17 protein-coding genes are annotated in these 17,351 nt (G+C 67.4%); 6 read left to right on the top strand and 11 right to left on the bottom strand.

What is annotated here, in order from left to right:
• Positions 1-30: 30 nt before the first annotated feature.
• The 3 genes from ACSQ89_RS25955 to ACSQ89_RS25965 all read right to left on the bottom strand — a co-directional run bounded on the left by ACSQ89_RS25955 (position 31) and on the right by ACSQ89_RS25965 (position 3,464).
• Complete coding sequence (locus tag ACSQ89_RS25955; RefSeq protein ID WP_436295218.1) at positions 31-903, bottom strand: branched-chain amino acid ABC transporter permease; 873 nt, start codon at positions 901-903, stop codon at positions 31-33.
• A gap of 34 nt (positions 904-937) precedes the next feature.
• Positions 938-2,143 carry an ABC transporter substrate-binding protein gene (locus ACSQ89_RS25960; protein ID WP_436295217.1) on the bottom strand — a complete coding sequence of 402 codons (1,206 nt, stop codon included), beginning with the start codon at positions 2,141-2,143 and terminating at the stop codon, positions 938-940.
• Between the two features lie 112 nt (positions 2,144-2,255).
• Positions 2,256-3,464, bottom strand: a complete 1,209-nt coding sequence (locus tag ACSQ89_RS25965) for an aspartate transaminase (protein WP_436295216.1) — start codon at positions 3,462-3,464, stop codon at positions 2,256-2,258.
• Between the two features lie 254 nt (positions 3,465-3,718).
• On the opposite strand from ACSQ89_RS25965, the gene ACSQ89_RS25970 reads away from it, so the two are divergent.
• Together ACSQ89_RS25970 and ACSQ89_RS25975 are read left to right on the top strand one after the other, a co-directional pair.
• Positions 3,719-4,492, top strand: a complete 774-nt coding sequence (locus tag ACSQ89_RS25970; protein WP_436295215.1) for a glucose 1-dehydrogenase — start codon at positions 3,719-3,721, stop codon at positions 4,490-4,492.
• A 20-nt stretch (positions 4,493-4,512) separates the two neighbouring features.
• Complete coding sequence (locus ACSQ89_RS25975; protein WP_436296562.1) at positions 4,513-5,547, top strand: L-idonate 5-dehydrogenase; 1,035 nt, start codon at positions 4,513-4,515, stop codon at positions 5,545-5,547.
• On the opposite strand, the gene ACSQ89_RS25980 is transcribed toward ACSQ89_RS25975, so the two are convergent.
• Positions 5,548-6,183, bottom strand: coding sequence for a LysE family translocator (locus ACSQ89_RS25980; protein WP_093108490.1), 636 nt, complete (start codon positions 6,181-6,183; stop codon positions 5,548-5,550).
• Between the two features lie 212 nt (positions 6,184-6,395).
• On the opposite strand from ACSQ89_RS25980, the gene ACSQ89_RS25985 reads away from it, so the two are divergent.
• Both ACSQ89_RS25985 and ACSQ89_RS25990 read left to right on the top strand, forming a co-directional pair.
• A complete protein-coding gene (locus tag ACSQ89_RS25985; protein ID WP_436295655.1) occupies positions 6,396-7,202 on the top strand; it encodes a hypothetical protein in 807 nt (268 codons plus the stop codon).
• Between the two features lie 32 nt (positions 7,203-7,234).
• Positions 7,235-7,747, top strand: coding sequence for a BON domain-containing protein (locus ACSQ89_RS25990; RefSeq protein ID WP_436295656.1), 513 nt, complete (start codon positions 7,235-7,237; stop codon positions 7,745-7,747).
• 15 nt (positions 7,748-7,762) lie between these two features.
• Here the strand turns inward: ACSQ89_RS25990 and ACSQ89_RS25995 are convergent, their stop codons facing one another.
• Positions 7,763-8,413, bottom strand: a complete 651-nt coding sequence (locus ACSQ89_RS25995) for a catalase (protein WP_436295682.1) — start codon at positions 8,411-8,413, stop codon at positions 7,763-7,765.
• Between the two features lie 112 nt (positions 8,414-8,525).
• Entirely contained in the window at positions 8,526-9,173 is a 648-nt protein-coding gene (gene slmA, locus ACSQ89_RS26000; RefSeq protein WP_436295657.1) for a nucleoid occlusion factor SlmA, read from the bottom strand.
• A gap of 124 nt (positions 9,174-9,297) precedes the next feature.
• On the opposite strand from slmA, the gene galE reads away from it, so the two are divergent.
• Positions 9,298-10,317, top strand: coding sequence for a UDP-glucose 4-epimerase GalE (gene galE, locus ACSQ89_RS26005; RefSeq protein WP_436295658.1), 1,020 nt, complete (start codon positions 9,298-9,300; stop codon positions 10,315-10,317).
• A gap of 9 nt (positions 10,318-10,326) precedes the next feature.
• On the opposite strand, the gene argB is transcribed toward galE, so the two are convergent.
• Together argB and ACSQ89_RS26015 are read right to left on the bottom strand one after the other, a co-directional pair.
• Positions 10,327-11,220 (bottom strand): acetylglutamate kinase, encoded by an 894-nt coding sequence (argB, locus tag ACSQ89_RS26010; protein WP_436295659.1) that lies wholly within the window; start codon positions 11,218-11,220, stop codon positions 10,327-10,329.
• Positions 11,221-11,263: 43 nt separating this feature from the next.
• Positions 11,264-12,358, bottom strand: a complete 1,095-nt coding sequence (locus ACSQ89_RS26015; protein ID WP_436295660.1) for an MraY family glycosyltransferase — start codon at positions 12,356-12,358, stop codon at positions 11,264-11,266.
• Positions 12,359-12,402: 44 nt separating this feature from the next.
• Between ACSQ89_RS26015 and ACSQ89_RS26020 the strand changes: the two genes are divergently transcribed.
• Positions 12,403-13,158 (top strand): glycosyltransferase family 2 protein, encoded by a 756-nt coding sequence (locus tag ACSQ89_RS26020; RefSeq protein WP_436295661.1) that lies wholly within the window; start codon positions 12,403-12,405, stop codon positions 13,156-13,158.
• 11 nt (positions 13,159-13,169) lie between these two features.
• Here the strand turns inward: ACSQ89_RS26020 and ACSQ89_RS26025 are convergent, their stop codons facing one another.
• From ACSQ89_RS26025 to ACSQ89_RS26035, 3 genes are read right to left on the bottom strand one after another with little or no spacing between them, the layout of a single operon-like run.
• Positions 13,170-14,219 carry a glycosyltransferase family 2 protein gene (locus tag ACSQ89_RS26025; RefSeq protein ID WP_436295662.1) on the bottom strand — a complete coding sequence of 350 codons (1,050 nt, stop codon included), beginning with the start codon at positions 14,217-14,219 and terminating at the stop codon, positions 13,170-13,172.
• A 12-nt stretch (positions 14,220-14,231) separates the two neighbouring features.
• The gene (locus tag ACSQ89_RS26030) at positions 14,232-15,248 is read right to left on the bottom strand and encodes a glycosyltransferase family 2 protein (protein ID WP_436295663.1); all 1,017 of its coding nucleotides are present in this window, start codon (positions 15,246-15,248) and stop codon (positions 14,232-14,234) included.
• Positions 15,245-17,245, bottom strand: coding sequence for a glycosyltransferase family 2 protein (locus ACSQ89_RS26035; protein WP_436295664.1), 2,001 nt, complete (start codon positions 17,243-17,245; stop codon positions 15,245-15,247). The genes ACSQ89_RS26030 and ACSQ89_RS26035 overlap by 4 nt, the downstream gene beginning before the upstream one ends.
• Positions 17,246-17,351 lie beyond the last annotated feature (106 nt).

Genomic DNA, 17,351 nt, shown 5'->3' on the forward strand with positions numbered 1-17,351 from the left:
CATTCGGTGAAATCTCAGAAGCTCATGGGCTCAGAAGCGGGCTTTGCTGCTGAACAGGCCGTGCGGCCGCAGCATGAGCATCAGGAGCAGCGCGACGAAGCCGACCGAGTCGCGGTACTGCAGGCCGATGAAGCCGGCCACCAGGCTCTCGACCACGCCGAGCAGGCAGCCGGCGATGAGGGTGCCGCGCACGTTGCCCATGCCGCCCATCACGATCACGGCAAAGGTCTTGAGCGTGATCGACTCGCCCATGCCGCCGTAGATGCTGACGTTGATCGGGCCGGTCAGGATGCCCGAGAGCGCGGCGATGGCGACGCCGATCAGGAAGGTGCGGCGCACCACCTGCTCGACGTCGATGCCGTTGACCTGGCAGCACTCGATGTTCTGCGACACCGCGCGGATCGAGCGGCCGAGGCGCGTGCTGCGCACCATCCACTCGAGCGCTGCGAACACGACGAGCGTGACCACCACCAGGATCACGCGCTGCTGCGACATGCCGAAGTCGCCGAGCTCGATCGGCTCGATCCAGCCGCCCGAGAACACCTTGTAGCCGCCGCCGAAGGCCAGGATGACGACGTTCTGCAGGATCAGCGACAGGCCCAGCGTGGCCAGCACGCCGGCCTGGAAGGGCTGGCCGATGAGCCGCTGCATCACGCTGCGGCCGATCAGCACCGCGATCAGCGACACGATGGCCACGCCGCCGACGATGGCCAGGCTGTAGTCGGCCATCAGCTTCGACATGACCCACCAGGCCGCGAAGGTGCCCAGCATGTAGTACTCGCCGTGGGCGAAGTTGATGGCCCGCAGCACGCCGAAGATCATCGTCATGCCGGCGGCGACCAGCGCGTACACCGACCCGGTGATGATGCCGTTGACGATCTGCTCGAGGATGAAGGAGCTCACGTGGGTGTCCCGGCGGGCGGATGAAGTCGGCGCTTCACTTGACCGCGTAGTCGATCTTGGTGGTGATCGTTCCCTTGATGGCGGGCTTGCCGTCGGTGATCTCCAGCAGCACCATCGGCAGCACGGCCTGGTTGTGATCGTCGAAGGTCACCATGCCCATCGGGCTGTCGTACTTGATCTTCGAAAGCGCGTTGCGCACGTCCTCGCCCTTCAGGCTGTTGGCGCTCTTGATGGCCTGCGCGATCAGCTGCAGCGTGTCGTAGTGGGTGTAGGCGTGGTTGTTGGGCATCTCGCCACCGTTGGCCTTCTGGTAGTCGTCGACGAACTTGAGGCTGCGCGGCGCCGGCACCTCGGGCAGCCAGGCCGCCGCCTCGACCGCGCCGTTCATGACCTTGGGCGCCGCGGCGATGGTCTCCTTGGTGTTGAACTCGCCGTTGCCCACCAGCGCCACCTTGCCGGCCAGGCCCAGTTCAAGCATCTGGCGCGCGATGATCGGCGTGGTGTCGGCCTGTCCGTAGAGGATGATGGCCTGCGCGCCGGAGCGGCGGATCTTGCTGAGCACCGAGCGGAAGTCGGTCTCCGAATCCTTGTAGTAGTCCTCGCTGAGGATCTCCGCGCCTTCGTATTTCGGCAGGTAGCGCTTGGTGAACTTGATCGCGCCGCGGCCGTAGTCGCTGTCGACCGAGAGCACCGCGTATTTCTTGAAGCCCTTGGTCTTGGCGGCGTACTCGAGCACGGTGGCCGCGCGCACCTCGTCGGTCGGGTAGTTGCGGAAGGTCCACTTGAAGCCGCCGACGCCGGCCTTGTGGGTGATGTCGGGGTTGGACGATGCCGCATTGACCAGCAGCACCTTCGACTCCTCCACCATCGGCTGCATCGCCAGCGTCACCGAGCTGCAGACGTCGCCGATGATGATCGCCGTCTTCTCCAGGCTGATCATGCGCTGCGTGGCCGCCACGCCTTCGGCCGGCACGCACTGGCTGTCGCCGCTCACCAGCTCGATCTTCTTGCCGAGCACGCCGCCGGCGGCATTGATCTCCTTGGCGGCGAGCGCGGCGCCCTTGTTGGCGAAGGCGCCGTAGCGCGCGTTCGGGCCGCTCATGGGGCTGATGATGCCGATCTTGAAGGTGTCGGCGCCCTGTGCGCGCGCGGACGTGAAGGCGCAGAGACCGGAGAGCGCGACGAGCGCCATCCAGGCCGCGGCGCGCATGTTCGTCGTTGTCGTGGGGTGGCAGCTCATCGCAGTGCTCCAATCAATGAAAAGGGGGTTGGAAGAATGATAGGAAGGCCCTTGCCGGCGGGCCAATACGTCATGCGTCTTCACGTATAAGCGTTCTTGATGGGGTGCGACGTCAGCGCAATTGCGCAACGGCGCGGGCGATGCGCCGGCAGCCCTCTTCGATCTGCTCGACGCTGGTGGCGGTCGACATGCGGAAGTAGGGCGACATCCCATAGGCCGTGCCCGCGAGCACCATCACGCCGCCGGCCTCCAGCAGGTGGATCACCACGTCGTTGTCGGTCGCCAGCGTCTTGCCTTCTGGCGTGCGCTTGCCGATCAGCCCGCCGCAGTGCGGGTAGAGGTAGAAGGCCCCGCCCGGCGCGCGGGCGCGGATGCCGGGAATGGCGTTGAGCATTCGCAATGCCGTATCGCGCCGCTTGCGGTAGGTCGCCACCCATTCCGGCAGGAAGGTGGGCTCGGCATTCAGCGCCACCACGGCCGCCGCCTGGCTCACCGACGAGACGCCGCTGGTGGACTGGGACTGCAGCATGTCCAGCGCCGCGATGATGTCGGCGGGGCCGGCCGCATAGCCGATGCGCCAGCCGGTCATCGCATAGGTCTTGGACACCCCGTTGACCACCAGGGTGCGGTCGCGCAGCGCCGGCTCGATGGCCAGCAGGTGCCGTGGCGGCACGTCGTCGAAGCGGATGTGCTCGTAGATGTCGTCGGTCAGCACCATCACCTGCGGGTGGCGCAGCAGCACGTGGGCCAGCGCGCGCAGCTGGGCGCCGGTGTAGGTGGTGCCGGTCGGATTGGTCGGCGAGTTGAAGACCAGCCAGCGCGTAGCCGGCGTGATCGCCGCCTCGAGCGCCTCGGGCGTGAGGCGGAAGTCGTCCTCCTCGCGGCAGGCCACGATCACCGGCGTGCCGTCGCAGGCCAGCACCATGTCCGGGTAGGAGACCCAGAAGGGCGCGGGCACGATCACCTCGTGCCCCTCCTCCACCGTGACCGACAGCGCATTGAAGAGCGCATGCTTCGCGCCGCAGGTGACGATGATCTCGCGCGGGCTGTAGGCGAGGCCGTTCTCGCGCTGGAGCTTGGCCGCGATCGCCTCGCGCAGCGCCAGGGTGCCGGCGACCGGGGTGTAGCGCGTCTCGCCGCGCTCGATCGCCTCGCAGCCGGCCTGCCGGATGTGGGCCGGCGTATCGAAATCGGGCTCGCCGATCGCCAGGTTGATGATGTCCCGGCCCTCCCTGCGCAACTCGGCGAAACGATCTGCAGCGGCGCTGCTCGGGGACGGCTTGATGCGGCGGATGCGCGTCGAGATGCGGGACGGGCTCACGGGATTTCCTCTTCGGTGGCGATATTCGCAACGGTAGGCTTGTCCCGGCGCGGAAGCCAAGACGGCTTTGCTCTAGGGGTGTCGCATCCGCTTATGGGCCTGCGCGCCCCGCATAAGCTTTTGCTATACAGCCAGAGCGATCTCGTCTTGGTCGCGACCGGCGGGCTTGCGTACCGTTGCGCTCATTCGCGATCGGCGAAGCGATACTGCGCTACTCAGCCACGCAACACACGCACCTTGATGGAGACACCGCCTTGAATCCCGTCCTCAAAAGCTTCGACCTCAGCGGGCGCACCGCCCTCATCACCGGCTCCAGCGCCGGCATCGGCTACGCGCTGGCGCGCGGACTGGCGGGCGCCGGCGCGCGCGTGATCCTCAACGCGCGCAGCGCCGACAAGCTCGAACAGGCCGCGGCACGGCTGCGCGAGGAAGGCTTCAGCGTCTTCACCGCCGCCTTCGACGTCACCTCGGGCGAGGCGGTGGGCGCGGCCATCGAGCGCATCGAGGCCGACATCGGCGCCATCGACATCCTCGTCAACAACGCCGGCATGCAGCGCCGCGGCCCGCTCGACCAGTTCGAGGAAGCGCACTGGCACGAGCTGATGAAGACCAACGTCGACAGCGTCTTCCTGGTCGGCCAGGCGGTGGCGCGCCGGATGATCCCGCGACAGCGCGGCAAGATCATCAACATCTGCTCGGTACAAAGCGAGCTCGGCCGCCCTGGCATCGCGCCCTACACCGCCAGCAAGGGCGCAGTGAAGATGCTGACCAAAGGCATGGCGATCGACTGGGGCCAGCACGGCATCCAGGTCAACGGCCTGGGGCCGGGCTATTTCAAGACCGAGCTGACCGATGCCTTGGTCAAGAACGAAGAGTTCACCGCCTGGCTGGTCGGGCGCACGCCTTCGCGCCGCTGGGGCGACGTGGAGGACCTGGTCGGCGCGGCGGTGTTCCTCGCGAGCGATGCCTCCAACTTCGTCAATGGCCACGTCCTGTACGTCGACGGCGGCGTGACGGCCACGCTCTGAACCCGCCAAGGAGAATTCACATGGAAGCACTCGTCATCCACGCCCCCGGCGATTTGCGCGTCGAAGAAGTCGCCACGCCCGAACTCGGCCTCGGCCAGCTGCAGGTGCGCGTGCGCTGCGGCGGCATCTGCGGCTCCGACCTGCACTACTACCAGCATGGCGGCTTCGGCACCATCCGCATCAAGGAGCCGATGGTGCTGGGCCACGAGGTGGCCGGCGTGATCGAGGCCGTGGGCGCCGGTGCAGGCGGCTTTGCGGCCGGCGAGCGCGTCGCCATCAGCCCGAGCCGGCCCTGCGGGCTGTGCCGCTATTGCCAGCAAGGCCTGCAGAACCATTGCCTGGACATGCGCTACTACGGCAGCGCGATGCGCACGCCGCACGTGCAGGGCGCCTTCCGCCAGCAGATCGTGGTCGAGCACTGGCAGGCGCATCGGCTGGCCGACAGCGTGAGCGACGGCGAAGGCTCGATGGCCGAGCCGCTGTCGGTCGCGCTGCATGCGGTGCGCCGCGCGGGCCCGCTGCTCGGCAAGAGCGTGCTGGTCACCGGCTGCGGGCCGATCGGCGCGCTGGCCATCATCGCGGCGCGGCGCGCGGGTGCCACCCACATCGTGGCCACCGACATCGGTGCGCACACGCTGGGCAAGGCGCTCAAGGTCGGGGCCGACGAGGTGGTGAACGTGGCCGAGGAGCCCGATGGCCTGGCGCGCTTCAAGGCCGACAAGGGGCATTTCGACGTGCTGTTCGAAGCCAGCGGCAACCAGCGCGCGCTGGTCGGCGCCTTCGATGCGCTGCGCCCGCGCGGCATCATCGTGCAGCTGGGGCTGGGCGGCGAGATGACGCTGCCGATCAACACCATCGTGGCCAAGGAGTTCGACCTGCGCGGGGCCTTCCGCTTCCATGAAGAGTTCGCGGTGGCGGTGGAGCTGCTCAACAAGGGGCTGGTCGATGTGAAGCCGCTGATCTCGGCGACCTTGTCCTACCGCGACTCGGCGCGCGCCTTTGCGCTGGCGGCCGATCGCTCGCAGGCCATGAAGGTGCTGCTGAACTTCGATTGATCAGGTCGCGCTGCGCCGATAGAAGGCCAGCGAGCCCGCCAACGCCAGCAGCGCGCCGCCGCAGCAGCGGTCCAGCCACAGCACCGCACGCTGCCGCAGCAGCTTGACGGCGCGCGCGCCGATCACGGCATAGGCCAGCATCACCGAGAAGTCGAGACCCGCGAACACGATGCTGATGGCGGCGTACTGCGGCCACTGGGCTGCAGCGGGATCGATGAATTGCGGCATCAGCGCCGAGCAGAAAAGATAGCCCTTGGGGTTGGTCACGGCCACCAGAAAGGACTTGGCGAAGATGGCGCGCGGCGTCGCGCCGCTCGGCACCTCGCCTTCCTGCCGCGAGAGGTCGAGCCCGCCCTGCGAGCGCAGCAGCCGGATGCCGAGCCACGCCAGGTAGGCCGCGCCCACCCACTTGAGCACCGAGAACCAGAACTCCGACGCCGCCAGCAAGGCGCCGAGACCGAGCGCCACCGCGCCCACGAGCACGAAGTCGGAAGCGACTGCGCCCAGCATGCCGGGCAGCGAGCGTCGCACGCCGAAACGCGAGCCGTTGGCGAGTGCGAGCAGCACGGTGGGGCCGGGCGTGGCGATGGCCACCAGCGCGACGAAAGCGAAGACGAGCAGGGTTGCGGTATTCATGCGGCGCAGCTTAGCCGAGGCGCGCGATCAAGGGCTTCTTTTGCAACTCTTCGTTGCAGGCTTCCGTCCTACATCTGCTGCGGCGCTTTTCCGAAGTTGGTGTTGCAACAAGGCTTCGTTAATTCGTTCTGTGGTCGAGCTCCCTGGCGAAGAGAAGGAGCCCGGCTTTTTCGGGAACAGGTATCTCATCCATGCACTGACTCGATCTCATCATGACTGCCCTCACCGCCAACTTCGTCCCCCCGCCCGGCCCCGTGTCTGCAGAAGCATTCGGGGGCTTGATCGACCTGTCGAGGGTGCTGCTGCACAGCGACCCGTCGACCACCGTGGTGTGCGAGACCTGCCGGACCATCAACCGGGATTCGGCCCTCTTCTGCAAAGGCTGCGCGGGCAAGCTGCCGGCCTTCTACGCGACGGGTGCCGTCGCGGACAACGCTTCGCACGCGCCGGGCATCGACGACGAGCGCACGCCTACCGTGCTGACGCTCGCGATCTCGGTGCTGGGCTTTACCGCGGCGCTGGCCACGATGCTCGCCTTGCTCGGCCTCTGGTACGGCGGCGGCACGACGGTGGAGCCGCCACCGGTTTCGACGGCCACCTCGCCCGCGGCCGTGACGCCGGTGGCTGCGCCCAGCGTGCTTCCGGTCGCGCTACCGGCGATGGCTTCGAGCCTCCACGCCACCTCCTCGGGCGAGAACCCGACGGCCGCGGTGTTCGTCGACGAGCGGCCGGCACCTCCCGCGACAGGCCCCGCGCTGAAGCGCGAGCCGCGCGCCCACGCCCACGCCCAGACCGTGCGCAAGACTTCGGCGCTGCCGCCCGAACAGCGGGCGGCGAGCTTCCGGCGTTCGGCGCCGGGCCCGCTGGCATCGTGCGATGGACGCAACTTCATTGCGCACGCCGTCTGCGTCAACAACCGCTGCGCCCAGCCCGGCAGTGCCCACCACCCGCAGTGCAAGAAACCGCTGAGCCAGCGCCGCCAGGACGAAGCGCGCCGCAATCTGTTTCTGGGCAATTGAGCCCCGCGGGCAAGGGGGCGGAAGGAACGACGGTGACCTTGCAGAAACTCAAACCGGCACTGGCCCTGGCGCTGTGCGCAGCGGGCGCCATCCTGTCGCTGGCGGCGTGCAGCGATCAGGCGAGCAAGCAGAGCGCCGAAAGAAAAGTCGACTCCGCGGTGGAGAAGACGCAGGACGCGACCGTGGCCGCCGCGCGCAAGGCCGCCGAGCTGGCGGAGAAGGCGCGCGACAACACCAAGGCCTACTTCGAGTCGCCCGAGGTGAAGCGGGACGTCGCGGCGGCCAAGGATGCGCTGAAGAACGCCGGCGACGCATTGACGGCCAAGACGGACGACGCCGCGATCACGGCCTCGGTCACGGCCGCGCTGGCGCGCGATCCCGAGCTGAGCGCCCGGCGCATCGACGTGCGCACAAACGCCGGCACGGTGCGGCTCGCCGGCCCCGCGCCGAGCACCGAAGCCAAGGCGCGGGCGGAGACAATCGCCCGCGCCGTGAAGGGCGTCAGCTCGGTCGACAACCGGCTCGAGGTGACCGCGGCGAACTGAGGCCGCGCGCCTCGATCAGCTCCGGCTCTCGGCATGCGCCGGCTTGCCGACCTGGATCGTCACTTCTTCGCCCTTGATGCGGGCCTGCACGGCGCGCACCGCGTTGTGCACGCGCTCGCCGTAGTCGGCATCCGCCTGGCGGAAGTGGTTGACCGCGCGGTCGATGATGTCCTGCCGCGTCACGGCGCCCAAGCTGCCGACGATGTTGGCGACCAGGCGGCTCTTGGCGGCCTCGTCCATCAGGCGGTAGAGGTCGCCGGCCTGCACGAAGTCGGTGTCCGCTGGGTGCTTCGTCCAGGCGTGGCTGCCGGTCCAGCCGTGGATCTCGAGCGGCGCGTACACCGGCTCGTTGCTTTGCTTGGGCGCATCGCTGAAGCTGTTGGGCTCGTAGTTGGGCGCGCGGCCGCCGTTGTCGTAGCGCATCGCGCCGTCGCGGCCGTAGTTGGCGGCTTTGGTCGCGTGCGGGCAGTTCACCGGCAGCTGCGTGTGGTTGACGCCCAAGCGGTAGCGCTGGGTGTCGCCGTAGCTGAACAGGCGGCCCTGCAGCATCTTGTCCGGCGAGGGGCCGATGCCCGGCACGAAATTGGCGGGGTTGAAAGCGGCCTGCTCGATCTCGGCGAAGTAATTGTCGGGGTTGCGGTTGAGCGTGAGGGTGCCGATGTCGATCTATCTCGGCAATAGAGCCGACCCCCCGTTCGCCCTGAGCTTGTCGAAGGGCTCGCCCCGGCTTCGACCCTTCGGCAAGCTCAGGACAGGCCAAGCTCAGCCTGAACGGTTTTTAGAGCATCAAGGCGACTGCGGCTTCCAGATGCTCGGAAGGCGCACGGCGGAAGCCCGAGCGCGCGAAGCGCTGTAGGCGGCCGACCACGAAGGCGGTGAGCGTCGAGGCGCGCACCTGCGCATCGACACTCGGCGTGGCCGAGCCATCGGCCGCCGCCGCACCACGCAGGGACTGGCGCAAGGTGGACTCGATCTTGTCGAAGAACTGGTTCATGCGGTTCTGCAGGCGCTCGTTCTCGTAGACCAGCGCATCGCCGACCATGACGCGGGTCATGCCCGGGTTCTTCTCAGCGAACTGCACCAGCATCGCGACGACGCGCGCGGCCTGCTCGTGACCCGGCGCCTCGCGCTCGGTGATCTGGTTGATCAGCGTGAACACGCTCTGCTCGATGAAATCGATCAGGCCCTCGAACATCTGGGCCTTGCTCGCGAAGTGGCGGTACAGCGCGGCTTCGCTCACGTCGAGCCGCGCCGCGAGCGCCGCGGTCGTCACCCGCTCGGCGCCAGGCTGTTCGAGCATGGCGGCCAGGGCCTGGAGGATCTGCACGCGCCGCTCGCCCGGCTTGGGGCGTTTGCGCGTCGGTATGGCCACCGGACCTGAACTGCTGTCTTCAGCGCGCGAGGCGCTTGTCTCATCGTTCTGCATGGGCGCGTGCAAAATGTAAAAAATTGATTCTCGCACAGCGCAGTGAGCGCGTGCCTACTGGGCATGCACTGTACGTCGCGCAGAATGGCTGGGCTTTTTTCACACAATCAGCGAAAGAAAAACGATGGGTTCGACGATTCTCGTGACCGGCGGGGCCGGCTTCATCGGCAGCCACACCTGCGTGGCACTGGCGGCGGCCGGCTACACGCCGCTGATTCTGGACAACCTCGGCAACAGCGACGCGCGCGTCGTCGACCGGCTCGCGCGCATCATCGGCACCGCGCCGCGCTTCATCGAAGGCGACGTGCGCGACCGCGCGCTGCTCGACAAGCTGTTTCGCGAACAGCCGATCGGCGGCGTGATCCACTTCGCGGGCCTGAAGGCGGTGGGCGACTCGGTAGCGGACCCGATCACCTACTACGACAACAACGTGCACGGCAGCTTCGTGCTGGCGGCAGCAATGCAGGCGGCGGGCGTGCGCACGCTGATCTTCTCGTCTTCGGCTACCGTCTATGGCGACCCCGACAGCTCGCCGATCCCGGAAAGCGCGGCGCTCAGGCCGGCCAATCCTTACGGCCACTCGAAGCGGATGGTCGAGCAGGCCCTGGCCGACCTGCAGCATGCGCACCCGGCCTGGCGCATCGCACTGCTGCGCTATTTCAATCCGGTCGGCGCGCACGAGAGCGGCCTGATCGGCGAACATCCCCAGGGCAAGCCCAACAACCTGATGCCCTTCGTCTCCCAGGTGGCCGTGGGGCTGCGCGACAAGCTCGCGGTGCACGGCGGCGACTACCCGACGCCCGACGGCACCGGCGTGCGCGACTACGTGCACGTGATGGACCTGGCCGAAGGCCACGTGGCGGCGCTGCGCCATGCCGAGCAGCAGCCCGGCCTGGTCACGCTCAACCTGGGCACCGGCCAGGGCGCCTCGGTGCTGGAGGTGGTGAAGGCCTTCGAACGCGCCAGCGGCAAGACCATCGCCTACGAGATCGGCCCGCGCCGGCCGGGCGACGTGCCGGCCTACTGGGGCGACCCCTCGCTCGCGCAGGCCACGCTGGGCTGGCGCGCGCAGCGCGGGCTGGAGCAGATGTGCGCGGACAGCTGGCGCTGGCAGCAGGGGAATCCGAAGGGTTACGAGAGCTGAGGCGCGCGTTCAGCGGGCTCGGATCATCGTCCCGTACGCCTGGTCCGTGAGGATTTCGAGCAGCATCGCGTGCGGCACACGCCCGTCGATGATGTGCACGGCATTGACGCCGCTCTTGGCGGCATCGAGCGCGCCTTCGATCTTCGGCAGCATGCCGCCGGAGATGGTGCCGTCGGCGAACAGGTCGTCGATCTCGCGCGCGCTCAGGTTGGTCAGGAGCTTGCCGTTCTTGTCGAGCACGCCGGGCGTGTTGGTGAGCAGCATGAGCTTCTCGGCCTTCAGCACGGTGGCGAGCTTGCCGGCCACGACGTCGGCATTGATGTTGTAGCTCTCGTTTTCCTCGCCGAAGCCGATCGGGCTCACGACCGGGATGAAGGCATCGTCCTGCAGCGCGATGACCACGCTCGGGTCGATCGAGACGATGTCGCCGACCTGTCCGACGTCGTGATGCAGGTTGGGGTCGTTGCGGTCCGCCATCTTGAGCTTCTGCGCGCGGATCAGGCCGCCGTCGCGCCCCGTGAGGCCCACCGCCTTGCCGCCGGCCTGGTTGATCAGGCCCACGATGTCCTGCTGCACCTCGCCGGCCAGCACCCACTCGACCACCTCCATGGTCTCGGAGTCGGTCACGCGCATGCCCTGGATGAAGTGGCCCTTCTTGCCGAGCCGGTTGAGCGCCGCCTCGATCTGCGGGCCGCCGCCGTGCACCACCACCGGGTTCATGCCGACCAGCTTGAGCAGCACCACGTCTTCGGCAAAGTCGGCCTGCAGCGCCGGGTCGGTCATGGCGTTGCCGCCGTACTTGATGACGATGGTCTTGCCGTGGAACTTGCGGATGTACGGCAGCGCCTGGGCCAGGATCTCGGCCTTGTCGCGCGGGGGGATGTTGAGGACGGGATCGGTCATGGTCGGCGGTGGAGTAGACGGATGCGGCGGATTGTGACGGAACTCAGGGCCGGAGCCAGCGGGGCACCTTGAAGCGCACGATCATGAGGTAGGCCGCCACGTAGGTGGCGACGAACAGCGCGCAAAAGGCCATCAGGATCGGCGTGTTGTTCCAGAACAGCACGGCCGGCACCACGGTCAGCGCCGCGAAGATCCACAGGTAGGGCGAGGTGCGGTTGTTGCGCGCCAGCAGCTGCCGGGCCTCGTCGTCCGCGAGGGCCACCCGGACGATGCGCCGGAAGATCAGCTGGTGGAAATGCAGTGCGTCGGCATCGCCCGGCGACTGGCCGCGCGCCAGCTTGCGGTAGATGGAGAACACCGTCTCCCACACCGGGTAGATCAAGAGCAGCATGGGGAACCAGGGCGAGACGACGCGGTGCCGCTGCACCAGCGTCACCACGGCGATGGCGATCACCATGCCCCAGACGTAGGCGCCGCCGTCGCCGGCGAAGATCTTGCCGCGCGGGTAGTTCCAGACCAGGAAGCCCGCCGTCGCGCCCACCAGGCAGATCACCATGGCGGCGAGCTGCCGGTCGCCGACCTGCAGCGCCACGTGCGAGACCGCGAGGCACACCAGCACGGCCACCGTACCGGCCAGGCCGTTGTAGCCGTCGATGATGTTGAAGGCATGCGGCAGGCCGCCGATGGCGAAGGCCGCGAACAGGATCGCCGCGTAGGGCCAAGCCTGCAGCCAGCCATCGACGAAGCCGATGCCGGTGCGCGAGACGCCGAGGCCGAGCAGCCAGCACAAGAGCAACGCCGAGCCGATGGTGAGCGCGAGCCGGTAGCGCACCGAGACCCGCTGGGTCAGGTCCTCGATGATGCCGCCCAGCACGGCGGGCGCGATGCACAGCAGCGTGAAGGCGGAAGCCTTGAGCGGCCACGAGACGTTGAAGGGGTCCGGGCCGATGCCGGCCACCAGCCAGGCGGCGCCCGTGCCGAGGAAGATGCCGGCACCGCCCAGCCGCGGCACGTGGCCCTTGTGGAAGCGCTGCGGCATGTCGGTGCCGTAGCGCCGCGCATGGCGGCGCGCCCGGCGCATGAAGAACAGCACCGAAATGGCGGAGACGAGAAAGCTGATGACGATCAGGGTAAGCATGGATGGAAATCGGGAACTCTAGAATCCCCGAGCGAAATTAGACCATGTCCACATACCCCTCCCCCTCGCCCGCCGTCACGGTCTCGATCGTGAGCCATGGTCAGCTCGAACTGGTGCGCCCGCTGCTCGAGCAGTTGGACCGCTTCAGCCGCGCGCTCACGGCGAAGGTCGTGCTCACGCAGAACATCCCCGAGCCCGACCTGCTGGCGGGCGCCAGCTGGGGTTTCGAGATCGAACGCATCGAGAACGCGGTCCCCCTGGGCTTCGGCGCCAACCACAACCAGGCGTTCGATCGCTGCACGACGCCCTGGTTCCTGGTGCTCAACCCGGACATCCGCTTCGATCGCGACGTGCTGGCGCCGCTGATCGCCCAGGCCGCGCCCGACAGCGGCCTGCTCACGCCGCGCATCCTCGAGCCGGGCAAGAGCGAGCCCGAGCAGCACCGGGCCATCATCACGCCGCTGGAAATCCTGCGGCGCAAGCGGCCGGACTATGTGCGCCCGCTGGTGCCGGACTGGATTCCCGGCCTCTTCATGCTGTTTCGCAGCGAGGCCTACCGCCAGGTCGGCGGCTTCGACGAGCGCTTCTTCATGTATGGCGAAGACTTCGACATCTGCGCACGCACGCGGCTTGCCGGCTGGAAGCTGCAGGTGGCGGAGGACCTGACGGCGCTGCACGATGCGCAGCGCGCCAGCCGAACGAGCCTGAAACACCTGTACTGGCACGTGACGAGCCTGCTCAAGGTCTGGCTGTCGCGGCCCTTCTGGCGCTATCGGCGGATGCATCCGCCTCGTCCCTGAGCGGATGCCGGCTAGCGCGCCAGGCGCCGCAGGCTTCGCAGCCCGGGCAGCCGCGTCACGGCGGCGATAAGCCTCACCAGGGCGGGCGAATCGTGCTCGAGCAGGAAGGCGATCACGCGCATCTTGAGCTTGACCCGGCGGCTCACATAGGGATTGGAAAGCACGATCCCCACGTATTCCGTGAAACGGGCGCGCATCTCCTCCTGATGCTCGTGCCGCAGCTTGATGGCCTGGATCGCTTCGTCCACGAACACCTGGCCGAACCTCGGCACCAGATAGTCGCGCAGGTAGAAGCGGTTTCGCCGCGGCTCGTCGGGGAACATGGCCAGCAGCTTCTTGAAATACCTGAAACGGCTTCTGACCATTCGGATGCTGAACGAGGTGCTCTCCGTATGGATGCACCACACCGTCACGGCACGGTCCACGAAATGGTTGCTGTAGCCCTGGCGAAAGATCCGCAGGAACAGATCGTCGTCTTCGTAGCCCATGAACTGCGGATCGAACCCGCCCACGGCCTCGAAGGCCTCGCGGCTCACCAGCGCCGCCGAGGGCAGCACGAACATGTCTTCGCGCAGCAGCTCGAAGATATCGCGCTTCGGATGCGTCGAATGCTCCTTCACCACGCCGGTGCGGATGGTCTTGCCGTCGGCGTGCGCCTCGTAGACGTCGGCATAGACGAAGCCGAACAGCCGATCGCCGTCCGGGATGGCCGACGCCAGGGTCTCGATGTGGTTGGGCAGGTAGAAATCGTCCTGATCCAGGAAGCAGAGATAGTCCGAAGTGGAAGCCGCGACGCCGGCATTGCGCGCCGAGCCCTGCCCGCCGTTTTCCTTGTCGACGATGCGGAAGGGATAGCGGATCGCCAGCGCATCCAGCGCGGCCCGCTCTTCGGCGCGCGAGCCGTCGTTAACGACGATCACCTCGGCGGCCGGCACCGTCTGCTCGAACACGCTCTTGACCGAGCGTTCGATGAAATCGGCGCCGTTGTAGAAGGGGATGACGACCGCGACGCTTGGCCATCGCGTGGGCTGATCGGTCGGCGTGTCGGGCGAAACATTCATGGGGTGCATTGTCTATACGGATTCGAACAGGTCGCGCACAACGCCGCGCACGCCGCGGCCGAACTTGTCGTAGCGGCCGGTCATGGCTTCGCGCAGCACCGGCAGGCAACGCGCGATGCGCGACGCCGGCAACGCCGCCCGGAAGCGCTGGTGCGCCACCTTGCCGCGCACCTTCTCGATGGTTTCGGGCGCCACGCGATCGCCGGATTCGAGCAGCCTCGCCAGCAGGATCTCGGCCTTGATGGCGCGTTCCACATGAATGCGCCCCCTGGAAGCCAGTGCCTTGCGGACCTTGCCGGCGAACGAATCGCGGCGCGCGCCGATCTGGTTGGCTTCGTGCTGGCGGTACTCGATCCAGGGCTCTTCCAGCACGTCCACCTCGCCGGTGGCGGCGGCAATGATGCCCAGCCATTCGTCGTGCACCCATTCGGGCGGCAAGGGCATCGCCTGGGCGAGCAGGGAACGGCGGAAGACGGTGGTTGCGCCGGTCACCAGGTTGCGGCGCAGGAAGACGTCGAATGCCCGGCCGCCATGGATGCGTTCGGCCTCGAAGGGCTGTACTTCCAGCGCGTGGAAGAGCGTCTGGCCCAGGTCTTCGCGATTGGCACCGACCAGGCGCGCGTCGGTGTGCAGCAGGAGCAGCCCGGGCCGGGTTTCGAATTCGGACACCATACGCGCGAGCCTTCCCGGTAGCCACACGTCGTCTTGGTCACTCAGCGCAATCAATTCGCCCTCGCAGGCTCCGATGGCCTGCTCGAAATTCTTCGTGACACGCAGGGCCACGGCGTTGTGCAGCACGCGCAGCGGCAGCTGCAGGCCCGGCCGTTCGCGCATGCATTCATTGACGGCGGCGCGCACCACCTCGATCGAATCGTCCTTCGAGGCGTCGTCGGACAGCACGATCTCGGCCGGCGGCGGCTCCTGCAGGCAGATGCTGCGCACCTGCTCGCGCAGGAAGCGGGCGCCGTTGTGGGTGCACAAGGCGACGGAGACGCGGAGGGCTGGCCTGGCGGCTTCGGCGGCGTTCATGGCTGGGGCTGCGGGCTATGGATTCGAAGCGGGGCGTCGAGGGGCGCCACGCGGGGGGGCCAGGCCAGGCCGAAGCCTTCATGGTCGAGCGTGAGATTGGGGTTGTAGGCGGGGTCCGCCGCCAACAATTCGCCCCAGCGCTGCCGCATGTAGGCCGACTCCATTTCGAAGCGCTCGCGCGCTTCGGCCGTGATGTCCGCGCCGCGCGTGGCCGACTCGTGGTGCAGCAGTTCCGCGTACGGCGTCCAGACGTTGCGATAGCCGGCTTCCCGCAGCCGCAGGCAGAAGTCGACGTCGTTGTATGCCACGGGGAGGTGCTGCTCGTCCAGGCCGCCGACCTGTTCATAGAGGCTCTTGCGCACCACCATGCAGGCGGCCGTCACCGCGGAAAAAGACTGGATCAGTTGGGCGCGGCCGCCATACCCCGGCTGCCAAGCCTCGAAGTGCTTGTGCGCATGGCCCGCGATGCCACCGACTCCGAGCAGTACGCCGGCATGCTGCAGCGTGCGATCGGGATACAACAGCTTCGCGCCGACCGCGCCGACACCCGGCTGCATCGCGATCGACACCATCTCGGCCAGCCATTCGGGCGAGATCACCTCGATGTCGTTGTTGACCAGGGCCACGAATTCGCCTTGGGCGCGCGAGACGGCGAAGTTGTTCAGTGCAGAATAGTTGAAAGGCCTGTCATCTCGAAGCACGGCGAAGCCCGGCTGCGCATCCAAGCTCGCAAAGTAGGCCAGCGCCTCGGGATCGTCCGAGCCGTTGTCCACCAGCAGGATCTCGTAGTTCGGATATGCGGTCCTGGCCACGATGCTTTCGACGCACTGGCGCACCAGCGCCTCGGCATTACGCGTGGGAATGATCAGCGTCACCAGCGGCGGCAGTTCCGGCAGCCCGTAGCGCACGCAGTAGCCCTGGGGCACGGCTTCCGCCACGGCGCTGACGCCCGCGCGTCCAAAATGCTCGTTCAATGCTCGCTCGGCAGCAGCTTGCGCATAAGGCTTGGCGTCAGCAGACTGTGCCGTGCTCTGGTCGTGCGCGCGCCAGTGGTAGAGCACGCGCGGTATATGCCGGATCTGCGCGCTGTTCAGGCGCTCCATGCATCGCAGCGCCAGGTCATAGTCCTGCGATCCTTCGAAGCCTTCGCGAAAGCCGCCTACCCCCTCGACCAGCCGTTTCTGGTACGCACCGAGGTGGGAGAACATGTTCTGCGAGCGAAACAGATCGGGATTCCAGTCGGGCTTGAAATAGGGATGACTGCGCCAGCCTCGCGCGTCGATCGTGTCTTCGTCCGAGTAGATCATGCGTGCCTCGGGGTGCTCGACGATTTCCCGCGCAACGCAATAGAGCGCATGCGGTGCCAGCAGGTCGTCGTGGTCGAGCAGGACGATCCACTCGCCCGACGCAAGCGCCAGCGCGCTGTTGGAGGCGACCGAGATGTGCCCGTTGCGCGGACGGAACTCGACCTTGATCCGCGGATCGCTCCGCGCATAGCTCCGAAGGAGCGAGCGGACCTCATCGCGGGTCGAGGCGTCATCGGCGATGCACAGCTCCCAGTCCGGATAAATCTGCGAGCGTACCGATTCGATGGCCTGGCGAAGCCAGGCCGGACGGCCGTTGTAGCTCGGCACGATCACCGACAGCCGCGGCCGCAACGGCCAGTCGGCGATGGCGCTCCGCAGGGCCATGCGCGTGCTTCGATCCGGCGCGTCGTATGCCGCCACCCATTCCTGATAGCTGGAGCGTGGCCTCACCCCCCGGAGGGCGTGCATGGCGCGCTTGGCACGCCGCGCGTGCTCCAGCAACCAGCGCAACGGGGCGGTGATACGCCAGCTGATGGACTGCCGAAGGGCGCTCGCCTGCGCCAGCAAGGTCTTGTGCTGCGATTCGAGCGCGCTGATGCGGCGATGGAGGCCGACATCATGCCCGCGGGGATCGGACTTCGGCTGCGCACACGGTGACGCTGCCGCCGGCAACGTCGGCTTACTCTGCATCGGGGGAGATCACGAAATTGGCGGGCATCCGTGCCTGAAGTTGTGTCTGTTGGTTAGGCAACCGCTGAACCGGGACCGGTAAAATTATCCCCTTCTTCACACATCC

The sequence above is a fragment of the Variovorax sp. LjRoot175 genome (genome assembly GCF_964253805.1).
Taxonomy (GTDB): domain Bacteria; phylum Pseudomonadota; class Gammaproteobacteria; order Burkholderiales; family Burkholderiaceae_C; genus Variovorax.

Excerpts from the sequence above, each read along its gene's own strand:
- ACSQ89_RS25960 (WP_436295217.1), bottom strand. The coding sequence starts at position 2,143 with ATGAGCTGCCACCCCACGACAACGACGAACATGCGCGCCGCGGCCTGG.
- ACSQ89_RS26025 (WP_436295662.1), bottom strand. The coding sequence starts at position 14,219 with ATGAATGTTTCGCCCGACACGCCGACCGATCAGCCCACGCGATGGCCA.
- ACSQ89_RS26030 (WP_436295663.1), bottom strand. The coding sequence starts at position 15,248 with ATGAACGCCGCCGAAGCCGCCAGGCCAGCCCTCCGCGTCTCCGTCGCC.
- argB (WP_436295659.1), bottom strand. The coding sequence starts at position 11,220 with ATGACCGATCCCGTCCTCAACATCCCCCCGCGCGACAAGGCCGAGATC.
- galE (WP_436295658.1), top strand. The coding sequence starts at position 9,298 with ATGGGTTCGACGATTCTCGTGACCGGCGGGGCCGGCTTCATCGGCAGC.
- ACSQ89_RS26015 (WP_436295660.1), bottom strand. The coding sequence starts at position 12,358 with ATGCTTACCCTGATCGTCATCAGCTTTCTCGTCTCCGCCATTTCGGTG.
- slmA (WP_436295657.1), bottom strand. The coding sequence starts at position 9,173 with ATGCAGAACGATGAGACAAGCGCCTCGCGCGCTGAAGACAGCAGTTCA.
- ACSQ89_RS25975 (WP_436296562.1), top strand. The coding sequence starts at position 4,513 with ATGGAAGCACTCGTCATCCACGCCCCCGGCGATTTGCGCGTCGAAGAA.
- ACSQ89_RS26035 (WP_436295664.1), bottom strand. The coding sequence starts at position 17,245 with ATGCAGAGTAAGCCGACGTTGCCGGCGGCAGCGTCACCGTGTGCGCAG.
- ACSQ89_RS25980 (WP_093108490.1), bottom strand. The coding sequence starts at position 6,183 with ATGAATACCGCAACCCTGCTCGTCTTCGCTTTCGTCGCGCTGGTGGCC.
- ACSQ89_RS26020 (WP_436295661.1), top strand. The coding sequence starts at position 12,403 with ATGTCCACATACCCCTCCCCCTCGCCCGCCGTCACGGTCTCGATCGTG.
- ACSQ89_RS25985 (WP_436295655.1), top strand. The coding sequence starts at position 6,396 with ATGACTGCCCTCACCGCCAACTTCGTCCCCCCGCCCGGCCCCGTGTCT.